Origin of the sequence: Paracoccus subflavus, from assembly GCF_004310345.1 — a bacterium.
Classification (GTDB): domain Bacteria; phylum Pseudomonadota; class Alphaproteobacteria; order Rhodobacterales; family Rhodobacteraceae; genus Paracoccus; species Paracoccus subflavus.
Genome location: NZ_SISK01000001.1, coordinates 351,782 through 368,196, shown reverse-complemented (window position 1 = coordinate 368,196; position 16,415 = coordinate 351,782). Strand labels below are relative to the sequence as shown.

Below are 16,415 nucleotides of genomic sequence, written 5' to 3'. Positions count from 1 at the left end.
ATTGAACCGAACGCTGCGGGACGGATCGGATGGCCAAGGGATGGGATGCACAGGCACGACAGGGCTATGCCCTGATCGCGCCGCCGTTCCTGTATGCGGCTCTGATCCTGGCCGCGCCTCTGCTGACCATCCTGGCCTACAGCTTCCTGACCGACGGTTATCTGACGGTCGTACGCGACTTCACCTGGGCCAACTATGTCCAGGTCTGGACCGATCCCATCGTGCGCACGGTGATGCTGCGGTCGCTGATGGTGTCGGCCCTGGTGACGCTGGTCACGGTCCTGCTGGCCTTTCCGGTCGCCTATTACGTCAGCTTCATGATCAGGCCCGAAAAGAAGGCCACATGGCTGTTCCTGATCACCATTCCCTTCTGGACCAGCTATCTGATCCGGGTGTTCCTGTGGAAGGTGATCCTGGGATACAACGGCGTCATCAATTCGGGCCTGACGGGCCTTGGCATCATCGACGAGCCGCTGACCTTCATCCTCTACAACGTGAACTCCATCGTGATCACGCTGGCCCATGCCTATGCGCCCTTTGCCATCCTGCCGATCTTCGTGGCCCTGGAAAAGATCGACCGTTCCCTGCTGGAGGCGGGGCGCGACCTGGGCGAAAGCCGGGTGATGACCTTTTTGCGGGTGACGCTGCCACTGGCGATGCCGGGGGTTCTGGCGGCGGTCCTGATCGTGTTCATCCCGACCATCGGCGATTATGTGACGCCCGAACTGATCGGCGGCGGCAAGATCCCGATGATCGCCAACCTGATCCAGGTGCAGATGCTGGCCCTGGACAACCGCCCGCTGGGATCGGCCCTGGCGGTGACGACCATGGCCATCGTGGCGATCGTCAGCATCGTGTTCCTGCTGATCAACCGTCGCTTTCTGAAGGTGCGGTCGTGAAGGGGCAGGGACGGGGCCTTCAGATCTATGCGCTGCTGTATCTGCTGTTTCTCTATGCGCCGATCATCCTGCTGCCCCTTTTCGCGTTCAATTCCGGCACCATCATCGCCTTTCCGTTGCAGGGATTCACCACCGACTGGTTTTCGCAGATGTGGGACAACGCCACGCTGCGCACCGCCCTGACCAATTCGCTGATCATCGCGGTTTCGGCGGCGATCCTGGCGACCTGCCTGGGCATCTTTGCCGCCCGCGCGTCCACCCGGTTCGAATTTCCGGGCAAGGGCGGCATGATGGGCTTCATCCTGCTGCCGATGGTGCTGCCGGAGATCATCGTGGCGATGTCGCTGCTGGTGGTGCTTTTGGGCGCGGGGGTGCAACTGTCGATCCTGACGGTGATCGTGGGCCATGTGCTGATCTGCATGCCCTATGCCATCGCCATCCTGTCCACGGCCTTTTCGTCCCTGGACAAGTCGCTCGAGGAAGCGGCCTATGACCTGGGCGAGACGAAGTGGAGCGCGTTCCGCCTGGTCACGCTGCCGCTGGTCATGCCGGGCATCATCAGTTCGCTGCTGATCTCGTTCACGATCAGCCTGGACGAATTCATCATCGCCTTCTTTCTGGCGGGCAACCAGCCGACGCTGCCCACCTATATCTTCAGCCAGTTGCGGTTCCCCAAGCAGATCCCGATGATCATGGCGCTTGGCACGGTGCTGGTGGCGCTGTCCATCGTCCTGCTGGCGTTGGGCGAATACTTCCGCCGCCGGGGCAATGCCCGGATGGGCGGCAATCCGACCGGAGGGTTCCTGTGACCGACGACCGCAAGCCGATGATCGAATGCCGCGGCGTCCACAAGCATTACGGCGATTACCACGCCCTGCGCGGCATCGACCTGACCATTCGCGCGGGCGAGTTCTTTTCGCTTCTGGGGCCGTCCGGCTGCGGCAAGACGACGCTGCTGCGCACCATCGCCGGGTTCGAGGATATTTCCGACGGCGCGATCCTGATCGACCAGAAGCACATGGGGGATGTGCCGGCCAACAAGCGGCCCACCAACATGGTGTTCCAGTCCTATGCGATCTTTCCCCATCTCACGGTGGCGCAGAACGTGGCCTTCGGGTTGCGCCGCGATCCGCGCGGCAGGGCCGAAAAGGCTGCACTGGTCGATGAGTCCCTGGCGATGGTCGGCCTGCGCGGTTTCGGCAACCGGGCCGCCCACGCCCTGTCGGGCGGGCAGCGGCAGCGGGTGGCGCTGGCCCGCGCCCTGATCCTGAAACCCAAGGTGCTGCTGCTGGACGAACCCCTGTCCGCGCTGGATCGCAAGATGCGCGAACAGATGCAGGTCGAACTGATCAAGCTGCAACGCCAGGTCGGCATCACCTTCGTGCTGGTCACCCACGACCAGGAGGAAGCCCTGGTTATGTCCGACCGCATCGCCGTCATGTTCGAGGGCGAGATCGCGCAACTGGATGGCCCCGAGGCGCTGTATGCCCGCCCGGCCAACCGCCGCGTCGCGGATTTCATCGGGGTGATGAATTTCCTGCCCGCGCGCATCCTGGGGGAACAGGGGGGCGGGGCCACGGTCGAGGTTCCGGGGCTGGGCGTCGTCGAATTGCCCGAACGCCAGATCAGCCGCGCGAATCCCGACGACGCTGGTCCGACCATCGGTTTCCGTCCCGAAACCATGACCCTGGTCGGCCCGAACCAGACCCACGGCCAGCCGCGCGAAACGAACGCCACCATCGACGAGGTCGTCTATTACGGCGACATGACCTATTACGACCTGCGGCTGGACGGGGCCGCGGCGATGGACGGCAAGGCGCGGCCGGTGCGAATCTCCATGCGCAACGTCTTTGGCCGCGACGTGCAAGAGGTGGGCACGCGCACCCGGCTGGCCTGGTCGCCGGGATCGCTGGTGCTGTTCCGCTGACGCTTGCGAAACCCGGACCTCTTGCCTAGAACGCGCCCTGACCTGGCAGGAAAGGGCGCGTCATGGGCTTTCGCATGGGAATTGTCGGCTTGCCGAACGTGGGCAAATCGACGCTGTTCAACGCGCTGACGAAAACCGCCGCCGCGCAGGCCGCCAACTTTCCCTTTTGCACCATCGAACCCAATGTGGGCGATGTCGCGGTTCCGGACCCGCGGCTGGAGACGCTGGCCAAGATTGCGAACAGCAAGCAGATCATCCCCACCCGCATCACCTTCGTGGACATCGCGGGCCTCGTGAAGGGCGCCAGCAAGGGCGAGGGTCTGGGAAACCAGTTCCTGGCCAACATCCGCGAGGTGGACGCCATCGCCCATGTCCTGCGCTGTTTCGAGGATGGCGACGTCACCCATGTCGAAGGCCGTGTCGATCCCATCGCTGACGCGGAAACCATCGAAACCGAGTTGATGATCGCGGATCTGGAATCGGTCGAGCGCCGCCTTGCCAATATCGCGCGCAAGCTAAAGGGCGGCGACAAGGAAGCCGTGGCCCAGGAACGCCTGCTCAGGGGGGCGCAGGCCGCACTGGAATCGGGCAAGCCCGCCCGAACGGTGCAGGTCGCGGACGAGGATCGCAAGGCCTGGGACATGCTGCAACTGTTGACCGCCAAGCCGGTTCTGTTCGTCTGCAATGTCGAGGAGGACAGGGCCGCCACCGGCAACGCCCAATCCGATCGCGTGGCCGAGATGGCGCGGGCGCAGGGCGCCGGCCATGTGGTGATTTCCGCCCGGATCGAGGAGGAGATCAGCCAGCTTCCCGCCGACGAAGCCGCCCTGTTTCTGGAGGAGATGGGCCTGCACGAAGCCGGCCTGGATCGTCTCATCCGCGAGGGCTACAAACTGCTGGGCTTGGACACCTATTTCACCGTCGGCCCCAAAGAGGCGCGGGCCTGGACCATCCACCGGGGCACGCTGGCCCCGCAGGCGGCGGGTGTCATCCATGGTGATTTCGAACGCGGCTTCATCCGCGCCGAAACCATTGCCTATGACGATTACGTTGCCCACAAGGGCGAGGCGGGGGCCCGCGAGGCAGGCAAGTTCCGGGTCGAAGGCAAGACCTATCCGGTCAAGGACGGCGACGTGCTGCATTTCCTGTTCAACGCCTGACGGCGCAGTTGACCCGCGCGTCCCCGTCGGGGCTGCGCGGGCCGTCGAGATTCAGCGGTGCCTTACATCGCGGGCATCATCACCGTGTCGATCACATGGACCACGCCGTTCGACTGATCCACGTCCGGGATGGTGACGGTGGCAACGGTGCCGTTCTCGTCGGTCAGTTGCAGCGCGTTGTTGTCGGGATTGATCGTCGCGGTCAGCTTGCAGCCGCCCAGCGTATCCACGACATGGCTGCCACCCTCGTCCATGATCATCTTGCCGATCGCAGGCGACATGGCGTCGGCTGCAACCACATGGCAGGTCAGGACCTTGGTCAGCATTTCCTTGTTCTCGGGCTTCAAGAGATCGGCGACAGCGGCCTCGGGCAGCTTGGCAAAGGCCGCGTTCGTCGGGGCAAAGACCGTGAAGGGACCGGGACCGGACAGCGTTTCGGCCAAGCCGGCCGCCGTCACCGCCGACACCAGCGTAGTGTGGTCGGCCGAGGCCGAAGCGTTTTCGACGATGGTCTTGTCGGGAAACATCTCGGCCCCGCCGACCATGGTGTTCTGGGCCAGGGCGGCACCGCCGAAGGCGGCAACGGCGATCAGCGGCGCGGCGGCCAGGGACATACGAAAGGTCATCGAGCTTTCTCCTGTTTGACGGGGCATCGGTTGCACCCCACCCCGCCAGACACGGAAGCGCGCCCGGAAAGTTGCGCAAAGAATGCATTCACAAAGAAGTGAACGGTGCGATCGCGACAATCGGCCCGGTCGCCTGGCCGGTCGGGCTGCCGCCCGCGGGTTCGTCAGACAGCGCGATGCGGATGTCGGCGCCGGGCTCGAGTTCGCCGGGCAGGCTCATGCGCATTCCGCCCGCTGCCGGCAGGAGGCCCAGCGAAACGGGCGCGGCCAGATCCGGGTCGATCCACCAGATTTCCAAATCCCGCCCCTGGGCTGCGGCCCCCGCCTGCAGCGTGACCTGCATCTCGCGCCCCGAAATCTGCGCATCGACGCGCAGCGCATTGTCGTCTGACACAAGCCGGGCGCGATAACCGGCGGTCTCGGTCTGCTGCCCGTCCCGGTCTTGGGGGCTGCGCAGCGCGGGCGAGAAGACGGCGACGGCCAGTGCGGCCGCCACGGCCAATCCGGTCAGCCACCCCGCTGAACCGCGCCACACGGGGACGCGGTCGGCCGGGTCAACGGATAGCGGGGCGACCGAGTGGCCCAGCCTTTCGCGCACGGCATGGCGGGCGCGAGCAGGGGCCATGACCGGCGTCAGGGCCAAGGCCAGTTCGGCCAACCGTTCCTGCCACATCCGCACCTCGGCGGCAAAGACGGCATCCACGGCCATGCGATCGCGCGCGATCTGCAGTTCGTCGCCTTCAAGAAGGCCAAGCGCGAATTCCGCGGCAAGGGCATGGTCTGCCTCGGGGCCGGTCAGCGATCCGTCGTCGATGGTCATTGGTCCACGCAGTCTTTCAGCCGCAACAGGCTGCGGCGCAGCCAACTGCGGACGGTGTTGATGGGCATCCCCTCGCGCGCGGCCAGATCGGCATAGGACCAGCCTTCAAGATAGACCGCCCGCACCGCCCCCGCCTGGGGATCGGACAACTGCGCCAGGCAGTCGGCCAACATCCGCCGCTGCTGGCTGGCGATCGCGGCGGCTTCGGGGCCGGGCTCGGCCGATGGCAGCGTTTCGGCCAGATCCGGGGCAAGCGGGTCGCGGCTGTTGACGACCGCAATGGGACGCGATCCGCGCGCGCGCAGCCGGTCGATGGCGCGATTGCGCGCAATCGTGATAAGCCATGTCATCGGCGACAGTCCGTTGACCGCATAGCGGGCGGCGCCCTGCCAGACGCGAAGATACACCTCCTGCAAGGTTTCCTCGGCCTCGGGCCGGTCCTTCAGGATCGACAGGCAAACGGCGTGCAGCTTGGCCGAAGTCGCGTCGTAAAGCGCGCCAAAGGCCGCCCGGTCGCCTGCGGCAATCCGCGCGATCATCGTTTCCAGTTCGGATCGGCAAAATTGTTGCAAGGGCCTGTCTTCTTTTCTTCCGGCGCGCTGGCACACCGTAGGCGGCGGCGGTTGAGGCGTCAACGCGGGGCAGAGCGCCTTGCACACACAGCATGAATGCGCGATCAAGACCAAGATGCGACGAAAGGGCCGGACGATGCTGGATATGAACGCCAAACCCACCGAAGAGATCGACCTGCGCGAGGTGTTCGGTCTGGACAGCGACATGAAGATCCGGGGCTTTGCCGAACGGACCGACCGCGTGCCCGAGATCGACAGCACCTACAAGTTCGACCCGGACACGACCCTGGCGATCCTGGCGGGATTTGCCTATAACCGCCGGGTGATGATCCAGGGCTATCACGGCACGGGGAAATCCACACATATCGAACAGGTTGCCGCGCGGCTGAACTGGCCCTGCGTGCGGGTGAACCTGGACAGCCATGTCAGCCGGATCGACCTGATCGGCAAGGACGCGATCAAGCTGGTCGACGGCAAGCAGGTCACGGTGTTCCACGAAGGCATCCTGCCCTGGGCGCTGCGCAACCCCACCGCCATCGTCTTTGACGAATACGATGCGGGCCGCGCCGACGTGATGTTCGTGATCCAGCGGGTGCTGGAGGCCGACGGCAAGCTGACGCTTCTGGACCAGAACGAGGTCATCACCCCGCATCCCTGTTTCCGGCTGTTCGCGACCGCGAACACCGTGGGCCTGGGGGACACGACGGGCCTGTACCACGGCACCCAGCAGATCAACCAGGGCCAGATGGACCGCTGGTCGCTGGTCAGCACGCTGAATTATCTGTCCCACGACGCCGAGGCGGCGATCGTGCTGGCCAAGAACCCGACCTACAACACCGAAAAGGGCCGCAAGATCATCGGCCAGATGGTGACGCTGGCGGATCTGACGCGCACGGCCTTCATGCAGGGGGATCTGTCCACCGTCATGTCGCCCCGCACGGTCATCGCCTGGGCGCAGAACGCCCGAATCTTCGGCAACAACGTCGGCTATGCCTTCCGGCTGACCTTCCTGAACAAATGCGACGAACTGGAACGCCAGACCGTCGCGGAATTCTATCAGCGCCTGTTCGACGAGGAACTGCCGGAAAGTGCGGCGGCGCGGGCCAAGTAAGGAAACGGCTGGCCACGGGGATGGCCAGCCGGATGAATCAGGCGACCTCTTCGGCCACCGGATAATCCACATACCCTTTGGGACCGCCGGCATAAAAGGTCGAGGGGTCTTGCTGGTTCAGCTCCAGCCCCTCGCGCAGGCGGCGCGGCAGGTCGGGCGTGGCGATGAAATCGCGCCCAAAGGCTGCGGCATCGGCCTGACCGCTGCGGACCAGATCGGCCGCGACCTCGCCTGTCAGCCCTTCGTTGGCAATGACCACGCCGCCGAAGGCCGCCTTGATGTCGCCCATCAGGCTATCGGGGCCGGGATGTTCGCGCAGGCAGATGAAGGCCAGGCCCCGGTCGCGCATCTGCCGGGCGACATGCGTGAACAGCGCACGAGGGTCGCTGTCGCCGATGTCGTGGCTGTCGCCGCGCGGCGCCAGATGCAGACCCACGCGATCCGCGCCCCAGACGCCGATCACCGCGTCCGCGATCTCGTTGAGGAAACGCACGCGGTTTTCGATCGGCCCGCCATACTGATCGGTCCGCCGGTTGGTGCTGTCTTGCAGGAACTGGTCGATCAGATAGCCATTGGCCCCATGCATCTCGACCCCGTCGAAGCCCGCGCGCTTGGCATTCTGGGCGCCCTTGCGATAGGCCTCGACGATGCCGGGGATTTCATCGGTTTCCAGGGCGCGTGGCGTGACGTATTCCTTTTTCGGGCGCACCAGGCTGACCATGCCGGCGGGCCGCACGGCACTGGGCGCGACCGGCAGTTCGCCGTCCAGGAAGATCGGGTCCGAAATGCGCCCGACATGCCACAATTGCAAGAAGATCAGCCCGCCCGCGTCATGGACGGCCTTTGTGACCAGCTTCCAGCCCTCGACCTGTTCATCGCTCCAGATGCCGGGCGTGTCGGCATAGCCCACGCCCATCGGCGTCACGCTGGTGGCTTCGGACAGGATCAGCCCGGCACCGGCGCGTTGCGCGTAATATTCCGCCATCAGGGCATTCGGGACGCGCTCGGCTCCGGCACGCGACCGGGTCAGGGGGGCCATGACGATGCGGTTTTCAAGGGTCAGGGGTCCAATGTGAAGGGGGTCGAACAGGGTCGGCATCAATCATCCTTTCGTTTTTGCATTCCCTGCACCTGTGCATGGCGGCAGGCCGTGTCAACATGCGGCGGACGCATGTCGGCCTTGGCCTGCGCGCCGTGGCCGGTTAGAACCAATGCCCCGACCCGGAGAACATCATGGACACCGCCGACCGCATCGCCCGCATCATCGCCGCCGAGATCAAGGCCAGTCCCGGCCAGGTCGCGGCGGCCGCAGGTCTGCTGGACGGCGGCGCCACTGTGCCCTTTGTCGCGCGCTACCGGAAAGAGGCGACGGGCGGTCTGGACGACACCCAGTTGCGGATGCTGGCCGACCGGCTGGCCTATCTGCGCGAGATGGAATCGCGGCGGGCGACGATCCTGGCGTCGATCGCCGGTCAGGGCAAGCTGACCGACGATCTGGCCGGCGCCATCGCCGGGGCCGAAACCAAGGCCGCGCTCGAGGATATCTATCTGCCCTTCAAGCCCAAGCGCCGCACCAAGGCGATGATTGCCCGCGAACAGGGGCTTGAACCGCTGCTGCGCGCCATTCAGGCCGACCGGACGGCCGATCCTGCCACCCTGGCGGCGACATACCTGACCGACGCGGTGCCGGACGCCAAGGCCGCCCTGGACGGCGCACGGGACATCCTGGTCGAGGAGCTTTCCGAAAACGCCGCGCTGCTGGGCAATCTGCGCGATTTCATGCGGACCGAGGCGTTCATCGCGGCCCGTCTGATCGCGGGCAAGGAAGCCGTCGGCGCCAAGTTCAGCGATTATTTCGACCATCGGGAAAAATGGTCGGCGATCCCCTCGCACCGGGCCCTGGCGATCCTGCGCGCCGCCAAGGAGGAAATCGTCACCATCGACATTTCGCCCGATTCCGACACCGGCACCCCGCGGGCCGAAGGGATCGTGGCCCGCGCCCTGGGTCCGTTGCGCAGCGGCCCCGGCGACCAATGGTTGCGGCAGGTGGCGGCCTGGACGTGGCGGGTGCGGCTGTCGAACACGATGTATGTCGATCTGCTGACCGAACTGCGCAAGCGCGCCCATGACGAGGCGATCCGCGTCTTTGGCCGCAACCTGCGCGACCTGCTGCTGGCCGCGCCCGCCGGGCCGCGTGTCACGATCGGCGTCGATCCGGGCATCCGCACCGGGTGCAAGATCGCCGTGGTCGATACGACCGGCAAGCTGCTGGACACCGCAACGATCTATCCATTCCAGCCGAGGAACGACCTGCGCGGGGCCGAGGCGACGTTGCTGGCGCTGATCGCGCGACACGGCGCCGACCTGATCGCCATCGGCAACGGCACCGCCAGCCGCGAAACCGAACGGCTGGTGGGCGACATTCTTAAGCGCCTGCCCGCGGGCGCCACGGTGCCGACCAGGGTGGTGGTCAGCGAGGCCGGCGCCTCGGTCTATTCGGCGTCCGAACTGGCGGCCCGAGAGTTTCCGCAGCTTGACGTGTCCCTGCGCGGCGCGGTGTCCATTGCCCGGCGCCTGCAGGATCCGCTGGCCGAACTGGTCAAGGTGCCGCCTGAATCCATCGGCGTCGGCCAATACCAGCACGACGTGGATCAACGGCAGCTTGCAAACACGCTGGAGGCCGTGGTCGAGGATGCCGTGAACGCCGTGGGCGTCGATCTGAACACCGCATCCGCGCCCTTGCTGGCCCATGTCGCGGGGCTGGGACCGTCGCTGGCCCAGAACATCGTTGCATGGCGCGACGAAAACGGGGCCTTCCCGTCCCGCGCCGCCCTGAAGAAGGTCGCGGGCCTGGGCCCCCGCGCGTTCGAGCAATGCGCGGGCTTCCTGCGCATCCCCGGCGGCAAAGAGCCCTTGGACGCCTCCGCCGTCCACCCCGAGGCTTACGGCATCGCCCGCAGGATCGTTGCCGCCTGCGGACGCGACATCCGCGCGATCATGGGCGACGGGACGGCGCTCAAGGGCATCCGGGCCGAACAGTTCGTGGACGACCGGTTCGGCCTGCCCACCCTGCGCGACATCCTGGCCGAACTGGAAAAGCCCAGTCGCGATCCGCGCCCCGGCTTTGTCACCGCCAGCTTTGCCGACGGGGTCGAACAGATCACCGACCTGAGGCCCGGCATGGTGCTGGAAGGTACAGTCACCAATGTCGCGGCTTTTGGCGCCTTTGTGGACATCGGGGTCCACCAGGACGGGCTGGTCCATGTCAGCCAGCTTGCCGATCGGTTCGTGAAAGACCCGAACGAGGTCGTCAGGGTCGGCGACGTGGTCCGCGTCCGCGTGACCGAGATCGACGTGGCCCGCAAGCGCATCGGCCTGAGCATGCGCAAGGGCGGACCCGAAGAAACACCCGCGCCGGCCGCGCGCGGCAAGCCCGGACCCCGCCCTGCCGCAAAACAGGGCGGTGAAGGCAGTTTGGGGGCAGCCCTGGCACAGGCCCTGCGCCGGGACTGAAGATCTTTGCGCGACCCATGGACCTTTCGCGCCATCCTGTCGTTTCGTGCCGTATCAACGCAGACGGGATCCCATGCGCATCAAGATCGAGGTTGACCTGCATTACACGCTGCTGACGCCGGGACCGGCCATCCTGGCGGTCGAGGCCGCAGGGGCCTTCGGGCAGGAAATCAGCAATGCCAGCATCGATTTCGGCCCGGTGGAACATCTGGCCCGCGTTCCGGGCGAGGAGGGGATCGGTGAAAAGATCATCATCCGCGCGGCCGAGGATTTGCGCTGCCGGTATTCGGCGGACGTGATCGTCACCCGCACCCGGCCGGTGTTCGAAAGGATGGCCGCGATGGAGGTGGACGAAATGCCCGGCGACGCGCTGCGCTATCTGCTGCCGTCGCGCTATTGCCAGGCCGAACGCTTTGGACCCTTTGTCAACCAGCGGTTCGGCGATCTGTCGGGCGGGAACAAGGTGGTGGCGATCCGCGACTGGATCGAACAGCGACTGGATTATGTTTCCGGGGTCAGCACCGCCAGCACGACGGCGGCGGACACGTTTCTGGAACGGCGCGGGGTGTGCCGCGACTATGCGCATCTGATGATCGCCCTGTGCCGAGCGGGCCAGATTCCGGCGCGCATCGCCAGCGTCTTTGCCCCACGGGTCGAACCGCCCGACTTTCATGCCGTGGCCGAGGTTTATCTGGACGGCACCTGGCACCTGATCGATCCGACCGGTATGGCCGAGGCGGACGAGATGGCCCTGGTCGCGGTTGGCCGCGATGCCGTTGACGTGGCCTTCCTGACCACCGTGACCGCGACCGAATTGCAGACCCAGACGGTTTCGGTCACGCAAACGGACTGACCGCCAGCAACGCCACCCCGGCCAGCAGGATTGCCCGCCGATAGATGGTCATGGCGCGCCTCAGATCTTTTGCGACGGGGTCAGGTGCCTGGCCGTTCAGCCAGGGCTCGTCGGCCACGCGGTCGGCATAGACGCGCGGTCCGGACAGCCGGATGCCAAGGGCACCGGCCATGGCCGCCTCGGGCCAGCCGGCATTGGGGGACCTGTGCCTGCGGGCGTCGCGCCCGGCGACCGTCCAGGCCAAGCGCGCCCTGCCCGAGGCCAGGGCGATCACGATGGCTGTGATCCGCGCGGGCAGCCAGTTCGCCAGATCGTCCAGCCGCGCCGCGAAGCAGCCGAACTGCCGATGCCGGGGGGTGCGGTGCCCGATCATCGAATCCAGCGTGTTGATCGCCTTGTAGGCCGCGATCCCCGGCAATCCCGCCACCGCCGCCCAGAACAAGGGCGCGATCACCCCGTCCGAGGCGTTCTCGGCCAGGCTTTCGATGCTGGCGCGGGCCAATGCCGCCTCGTCCGCCCGCGTCACGTCGCGGCCGACGATCATCGCCGTGGCCTGCCGCGCGCGGCGCAGATCGCCTGCGGCCAGGGGCCGGGCCACGGCGCGCAGATGTTCGTCCAGGGACCGCGCCGCCACCAGCGGCCAAGCCAACAGGCCAGATGCCACCGGGCCCAGCCAGTCCTGTAACAGGGCGGCAGGCAGCGCCGCCGCCGCAATCATAGCGATGCTGGCAGCCGCCCCTTTCAGGAAACGCGCCTTGCCCGCGTTCCAGCGGCGATCCAGCAGGGCGATCAGCGCGCCGATCCATGTGACCGGGTGTCCGATCCGGCGGAACCAGCGGTCGGGCCAGCCGATCGCGGCGTCCATCAGCAAGGCGATCAGGGGGATCGTCATGCGGTCACGTTCACGGATTCGACCGACCAGACCCCGGACAGCCGGTGCAGCACCGTCAGCGACAGGGGCGCGATCTGAAAGGACAGCGCCGCATGACCGACCAGCAGCGACAGCGCGGCGCGAACGGTGCCCGCATGACCCGCCACCAGTGTATCCCGGTCCAGTTCGTGCAACAGCGGGCGGACCCGAGATGCCATGTCCTCGAAACTTTCGCCGCCGGGTGGACGGTAAAGGGCCAGTTCGGCCGTGGACAAGGGCCCCAGGTCGGGCAGCGCGGCGTGGGGCAGACCTTCCCAGGCGCCAAAGTCCTGCTCCCACAGTTCGGGGCATTCGCGGTCGGGCCGCAGGCCAAGGGCCTGGACGGTTTGCAGGCAGCGCCGGGCAGGGCTGCTGACGATCTGCGGGACGGTGCCGATCCGGATGCGGATCCGGGCAAGGCCATCCTTTGCCGTGCAGTCGGCATCGACATCACGCCGTCCCGCCAGAATGCCCCCCGGCATCGCCGGCGCGTGGCGCAGGATCAGAATACGGACCATGGTTCCTTTCCACAAACCCCGGCGCAGCATGTCCCGCCCGCGACCGAGGGGCAAGTCATCGGCGATTGACCAGCGGGCGGTTGCGGCGCACCCTTGATCTTGACGGATGCCGCACGACTGGGCTATGTATTAAATGAACGGTCGTTCAATAAATCGGGGAGGGGTGCGGATGTTCACGCAGGGGATGGAATTCGATCTGGGCGATGACGTGAACGCCTTGCGCGACATGGTGCATCGCTGGGCGCAGGATCGCGTCAAGCCGATCGCGGCCGAGGTGGACCGCAGCAACGAATTCCCCAATGACCTGTGGACCGAGATGGGCGACCTGGGCCTGCTGGGCATCACCGTCCCCGAGGAATTCGGCGGGTCGGGCATGGGCTATCTGGCCCATGTCGTCGCGACCGAGGAAATCGCCCGCGCCAGTGCCAGCGTCAGCCTGTCCTATGGCGCGCATTCGAACCTGTGCGTGAACCAGATCAAGCTGAACGGCACCGACGAACAGCGCCGCAAGTATCTGCCCGACCTGTGTTCCGGCAAGGCCGTCGGCGCGCTTGCCATGTCGGAAGAAGGCGCGGGCAGCGATGTTGTCGGCATGAAGCTGCGGGCGGAAAAGCGCAATGACCGCTATGTCCTGAACGGCAACAAATACTGGATCACCAACGCGCCGGACGCACATACCCTGGTGGTTTATGCCAAGACCGATCCTGACGCGGGGTCCAAGGGCATCACCGCTTTTATCATCGAACGTGGCATGGCCGGCTTTTCCACCAGCCCACATTTCGACAAGCTGGGAATGCGCGGATCGAACACGGGCGAGTTGATCTTCGAGAACTGCGAAGTGCCGTTCGAGAATGTCCTGGGCGAGGAAGGCCGGGGCGTCCGCGTGCTGATGTCGGGGCTGGATTACGAACGGCTGGTCCTGTCGGGCATCAGCACCGGCATCATGGCGGCCTGCCTGGACGAGGTGATGCCTTACGTGCGCGAGCGCAAGCAGTTCGGCCAGCCCATCGGCTCCTTTCAACTGATGCAGGCCAAGATCGCCGACATGTATGTCGGGCTGAACACCGCCCGCGCCTATGTCTATGAGGTCGCCAAGGCTTGCGACGCCGGCAAGGTCACGCGGCAGGACGCGGCGGGCGCGGTGCTCTATTCCAGCGAACAGGCCATGGTGCAGGCGCATCAGGCCGTGCAGGCGCTGGGCGGGGCGGGTTTCCTGAACGACAGCACCGTCAGCCGCCTGTTCCGCGACGCCAAGCTGATGGAGATCGGCGCCGGCACCAGCGAAATCCGCCGGATGCTGATCGGACGAGAGTTGATGGGGCTGGTCTGATGCGTGCGGCCCTGATGATCCTGCTGGTCATCGCGGCACCCGCCCTGGCGCAGGATGACAAACCCCTGTCCGTAGACGCGTCGATCGTCGAGGCCTGTGTGGCCGATACCCCCGCGGGCGATCTTGCGCCCGGCTGCATCGGCGCCGCGGCGAAGCAATGCCAGCAGGCGCCGGGCGGGGACACCACCATTGGCATCTCGCGATGCGTGATGGGCGAACATGCGGCCTGGGATGCGGCGCTGAACCGCGAATACCAGGCCGCACGGGCGCATTACGCAGAGGACCAGACCGCCGCCGACCGCCTGCGCGATGCGCAGCGCGCCTGGATCGCCTGGCGCGATGCCGAATGCGCGTTCCAGTATGCCCGCTATGGCGGCGGTTCGATGCGCACCATTGCCGCGGCCAATTGCCAGATGAGCATGACGGCCATGCGCGCCCTGGAATTGCGGAGCTTGCAGGGATGATAGTGCCGCGCAGCCAGGGTCCACGCCGTCGTCCCGCAATCGCCCTTGCAGCGGCATGGCCGATTCCGACCTGCCGTGCCTTTTTCCGGAAAGTCCATCCATGAAGCTGACATCATCGGCCCTGACCACATCGGACACGTTCCGCGCCAATCGCGCCGCGCATCTGGCGCTGCTGGAGGTCGCGCGGCAGGCCGCCCTGGCCGCAGCCGCCGGGGGCGGTCCCAAGGCGATGGAGCGTCATACCAGCCGGGGCAAGATGCCGCCGCGCGAACGGGTCGCGAACCTTCTGGATCCCGGCAGCCCGTTCCTGGAAATCGGCGCAACGGCGGCGCATGGCCTGTACGACGACGCGGCCCCCGGCGCGGGCGTGATCGCGGGCATCGGGCGGGTGCACGGCCAGGACGTGATGGTCGTGGCCAATGACGCCACCGTCAAGGGCGGCACCTATTACCCCCTGTCCGTCAAGAAGCACCTGCGCGCCCAGGAGATCGCCGAACAGTGCCATCTTCCCTGCGTCTATCTGGTCGATTCGGGCGGCGCCAACCTGCCCAACCAGGACGAGGTGTTTCCCGACCGCGATCATTTCGGGCGCATCTTCTTCAATCAGGCGCAGATGAGCGCCAGGGGCATTCCCCAGATCGCCGTGGTGATGGGGTCCTGCACGGCGGGCGGCGCCTATGTCCCCGCCATGTCGGATGTCGCCATCATCGTGCGCAACCAGGGCACGATCTTCCTGGCCGGTCCCCCCTTGGTCCGCGCCGCGACCGGAGAGGTCGTCACGGCCGAGGATCTGGGCGGCGGTGATGTCCACACCCGCCTGTCCGGCGTGGCCGACTATCTGGCCGAGGATGACGCCCACGCGCTGGCCATGGCCCGCCGCGCGATCGGCAACCTGAACCGCAGGATGCCCGACAGCGTGGTCTGGCAGTCGCCCGAACCCCCGGCCCACGACCCCGAGGACATACTGGGCGTCGTGCCTGCCGACCTGCGCACCCCCTATGACATCCGCGAAGTGATCGCGCGGGTCGTGGACGGCAGCCGCTTCGACGAATTCAAGACCCGGTTTGGCGAAACGCTGGTGACGGGGTTCGCCCATGTCGAGGGCTGCCCCGTCGGCATCGTCGCCAACAACGGCGTCCTGTTCAGCGAGGCCGCGCAGAAGGGGGCGCATTTCATCGAACTCTGTTCCCAACGCAACATCCCGCTGGTCTTTCTGCAAAACATCACCGGCTTCATGGTCGGACGCAAATACGAGAACGAGGGCATCGCGCGGCACGGCGCCAAGATGGTCACGGCCGTCGCCACCACTAATGTCCCCAAGATCACCATGCTGGTCGGCGGCAGCTTCGGCGCCGGAAACTATGGCATGTCGGGACGCGCCTACAGCCCGCGGTTCCTGTGGACCTGGCCCAACTCGCGCATTGGCGTCATGGGCGGCGAACAGGCGGCGGGGGTTCTGGCGACCGTCCGGCGCGAGGGGATCGAGCGCGCGGGCGGCCAGTGGTCGCCCGAGGACGAGGCCGAGTTCAAGCGCCCCACCATCGAGATGTTCGACCGCCAGTCCCACCCGCTTTACGCCTCGGCCCGGTTGTGGGACGACGGCATCATCGACCCGCGCAAGACCCGCGAGGTGCTGGCCCTGTCCCTGCGCGCCAGCCTGAACGCGCCCATCGAACCCACCCGCTTCGGCGTCTTCAGGATGTGAGGTTGCT

At 66.3% G+C, this 16,415-nt stretch carries 16 protein-coding genes; 10 read left to right on the top strand and 6 right to left on the bottom strand.

Annotated elements, in window-relative coordinates; genetic code table 11:
* The first annotated feature begins 29 nt into the window (after positions 1 to 29).
* The 4 genes from EYE42_RS01850 (at position 30) to ychF (ending at position 3,986) form a co-directional block, all read left to right on the top strand.
* Positions 30 to 899 carry an ABC transporter permease gene (locus EYE42_RS01850; protein WP_130989596.1) on the top strand — a complete coding sequence of 290 codons (870 nt, stop codon included), beginning with the start codon at positions 30 to 32 and terminating at the stop codon, positions 897 to 899.
* Positions 896 to 1,708 carry an ABC transporter permease gene (locus EYE42_RS01845; RefSeq protein WP_130989595.1) on the top strand — a complete coding sequence of 271 codons (813 nt, stop codon included), beginning with the start codon at positions 896 to 898 and terminating at the stop codon, positions 1,706 to 1,708. Before EYE42_RS01850 ends, EYE42_RS01845 begins: the two co-directional genes overlap by 4 nt.
* Entirely contained in the window at positions 1,705 to 2,826 is a 1,122-nt protein-coding gene (locus EYE42_RS01840; RefSeq protein WP_165455681.1) for an ABC transporter ATP-binding protein, read from the top strand. The genes EYE42_RS01845 and EYE42_RS01840 overlap by 4 nt, the downstream gene beginning before the upstream one ends.
* 62 nt (positions 2,827 to 2,888) lie before the next feature.
* Entirely contained in the window at positions 2,889 to 3,986 is a 1,098-nt protein-coding gene (gene ychF / locus EYE42_RS01835; protein WP_130989594.1) for a redox-regulated ATPase YchF, read from the top strand.
* 62 nt (positions 3,987 to 4,048) lie between these two features.
* Here the strand turns inward: ychF and EYE42_RS01830 are convergent, their stop codons facing one another.
* The 3 genes from EYE42_RS01830 to EYE42_RS01820 all read right to left on the bottom strand — a co-directional run bounded on the left by EYE42_RS01830 (position 4,049) and on the right by EYE42_RS01820 (position 6,004).
* Positions 4,049 to 4,612 carry a fasciclin domain-containing protein gene (locus tag EYE42_RS01830; RefSeq protein ID WP_130989593.1) on the bottom strand — a complete coding sequence of 188 codons (564 nt, stop codon included), beginning with the start codon at positions 4,610 to 4,612 and terminating at the stop codon, positions 4,049 to 4,051.
* An 88-nt stretch (positions 4,613 to 4,700) separates the two neighbouring features.
* On the bottom strand, positions 4,701 to 5,432 hold the full coding sequence (locus EYE42_RS01825; RefSeq protein ID WP_130989592.1) for an anti-sigma factor: 732 nt from the start codon (positions 5,430 to 5,432) through the stop codon (positions 4,701 to 4,703).
* Positions 5,429 to 6,004 (bottom strand): sigma-70 family RNA polymerase sigma factor, encoded by a 576-nt coding sequence (locus EYE42_RS01820; protein WP_246020551.1) that lies wholly within the window; start codon positions 6,002 to 6,004, stop codon positions 5,429 to 5,431. The genes EYE42_RS01825 and EYE42_RS01820 overlap by 4 nt, the downstream gene beginning before the upstream one ends.
* Before the next feature lie 136 nt (positions 6,005 to 6,140).
* Between EYE42_RS01820 and cobS the strand changes: the two genes are divergently transcribed.
* Entirely contained in the window at positions 6,141 to 7,115 is a 975-nt protein-coding gene (gene cobS / locus EYE42_RS01815; RefSeq protein WP_130989591.1) for a cobaltochelatase subunit CobS, read from the top strand.
* A gap of 37 nt (positions 7,116 to 7,152) precedes the next feature.
* Here the strand turns inward: cobS and EYE42_RS01810 are convergent, their stop codons facing one another.
* A complete protein-coding gene (locus EYE42_RS01810) occupies positions 7,153 to 8,214 on the bottom strand; it encodes an alkene reductase (RefSeq protein WP_130989590.1) in 1,062 nt (353 codons plus the stop codon).
* Between the two features lie 134 nt (positions 8,215 to 8,348).
* On the opposite strand from EYE42_RS01810, the gene EYE42_RS01805 reads away from it, so the two are divergent.
* Positions 8,349 to 10,628 carry a Tex family protein gene (locus EYE42_RS01805; RefSeq protein ID WP_130989589.1) on the top strand — a complete coding sequence of 760 codons (2,280 nt, stop codon included), beginning with the start codon at positions 8,349 to 8,351 and terminating at the stop codon, positions 10,626 to 10,628.
* A gap of 73 nt (positions 10,629 to 10,701) precedes the next feature.
* Positions 10,702 to 11,481 carry a transglutaminase-like domain-containing protein gene (locus tag EYE42_RS01800; RefSeq protein WP_130989588.1) on the top strand — a complete coding sequence of 260 codons (780 nt, stop codon included), beginning with the start codon at positions 10,702 to 10,704 and terminating at the stop codon, positions 11,479 to 11,481.
* On the opposite strand, the gene cbiB is transcribed toward EYE42_RS01800, so the two are convergent.
* Both cbiB and EYE42_RS01790 read right to left on the bottom strand, forming a co-directional pair.
* Positions 11,465 to 12,373: an adenosylcobinamide-phosphate synthase CbiB gene (cbiB, locus tag EYE42_RS01795; RefSeq protein ID WP_130989587.1), complete on the bottom strand. Its 909-nt coding sequence runs from the start codon at positions 12,371 to 12,373 to the stop codon at positions 11,465 to 11,467. The two genes, EYE42_RS01800 and cbiB, sit on opposite strands and share 17 nt — an antisense overlap.
* Positions 12,370 to 12,909 carry a histidine phosphatase family protein gene (locus EYE42_RS01790; protein ID WP_246020550.1) on the bottom strand — a complete coding sequence of 180 codons (540 nt, stop codon included), beginning with the start codon at positions 12,907 to 12,909 and terminating at the stop codon, positions 12,370 to 12,372. Before EYE42_RS01790 ends, cbiB begins: the two co-directional genes overlap by 4 nt.
* A gap of 169 nt (positions 12,910 to 13,078) precedes the next feature.
* Between EYE42_RS01790 and EYE42_RS01785 the strand changes: the two genes are divergently transcribed.
* From EYE42_RS01785 to EYE42_RS01775, 3 genes are all read left to right on the top strand, one after another.
* On the top strand, positions 13,079 to 14,239 hold the full coding sequence (locus EYE42_RS01785) for an isovaleryl-CoA dehydrogenase (protein ID WP_130989585.1): 1,161 nt from the start codon (positions 13,079 to 13,081) through the stop codon (positions 14,237 to 14,239).
* A complete protein-coding gene (locus EYE42_RS01780; protein ID WP_130989584.1) occupies positions 14,239 to 14,703 on the top strand; it encodes a lysozyme inhibitor LprI family protein in 465 nt (154 codons plus the stop codon). The genes EYE42_RS01785 and EYE42_RS01780 overlap by 1 nt, the downstream gene beginning before the upstream one ends.
* A 100-nt stretch (positions 14,704 to 14,803) precedes the next feature.
* Positions 14,804 to 16,408 carry a carboxyl transferase domain-containing protein gene (locus tag EYE42_RS01775; RefSeq protein WP_130989583.1) on the top strand — a complete coding sequence of 535 codons (1,605 nt, stop codon included), beginning with the start codon at positions 14,804 to 14,806 and terminating at the stop codon, positions 16,406 to 16,408.
* Positions 16,409 to 16,415: the final 7 nt, after the last annotated feature.

Coding starts and splice junctions, on each gene's coding strand:
- EYE42_RS01830 (WP_130989593.1), bottom strand. CDS start 4,612: ATGACCTTTCGTATGTCCCTGGCCGCCGCGCCGCTGATCGCCGTTGCC.
- EYE42_RS01775 (WP_130989583.1), top strand. CDS start 14,804: ATGAAGCTGACATCATCGGCCCTGACCACATCGGACACGTTCCGCGCC.
- EYE42_RS01790 (WP_246020550.1), bottom strand. CDS start 12,909: ATGGTCCGTATTCTGATCCTGCGCCACGCGCCGGCGATGCCGGGGGGC.
- ychF (WP_130989594.1), top strand. CDS start 2,889: ATGGGCTTTCGCATGGGAATTGTCGGCTTGCCGAACGTGGGCAAATCG.
- cobS (WP_130989591.1), top strand. CDS start 6,141: ATGCTGGATATGAACGCCAAACCCACCGAAGAGATCGACCTGCGCGAG.
- cbiB (WP_130989587.1), bottom strand. CDS start 12,373: ATGACGATCCCCCTGATCGCCTTGCTGATGGACGCCGCGATCGGCTGG.
- EYE42_RS01780 (WP_130989584.1), top strand. CDS start 14,239: ATGCGTGCGGCCCTGATGATCCTGCTGGTCATCGCGGCACCCGCCCTG.
- EYE42_RS01800 (WP_130989588.1), top strand. CDS start 10,702: ATGCGCATCAAGATCGAGGTTGACCTGCATTACACGCTGCTGACGCCG.
- EYE42_RS01850 (WP_130989596.1), top strand. CDS start 30: ATGGCCAAGGGATGGGATGCACAGGCACGACAGGGCTATGCCCTGATC.
- EYE42_RS01805 (WP_130989589.1), top strand. CDS start 8,349: ATGGACACCGCCGACCGCATCGCCCGCATCATCGCCGCCGAGATCAAG.
- EYE42_RS01785 (WP_130989585.1), top strand. CDS start 13,079: ATGTTCACGCAGGGGATGGAATTCGATCTGGGCGATGACGTGAACGCC.
- EYE42_RS01810 (WP_130989590.1), bottom strand. CDS start 8,214: ATGCCGACCCTGTTCGACCCCCTTCACATTGGACCCCTGACCCTTGAA.
- EYE42_RS01825 (WP_130989592.1), bottom strand. CDS start 5,432: ATGACCATCGACGACGGATCGCTGACCGGCCCCGAGGCAGACCATGCC.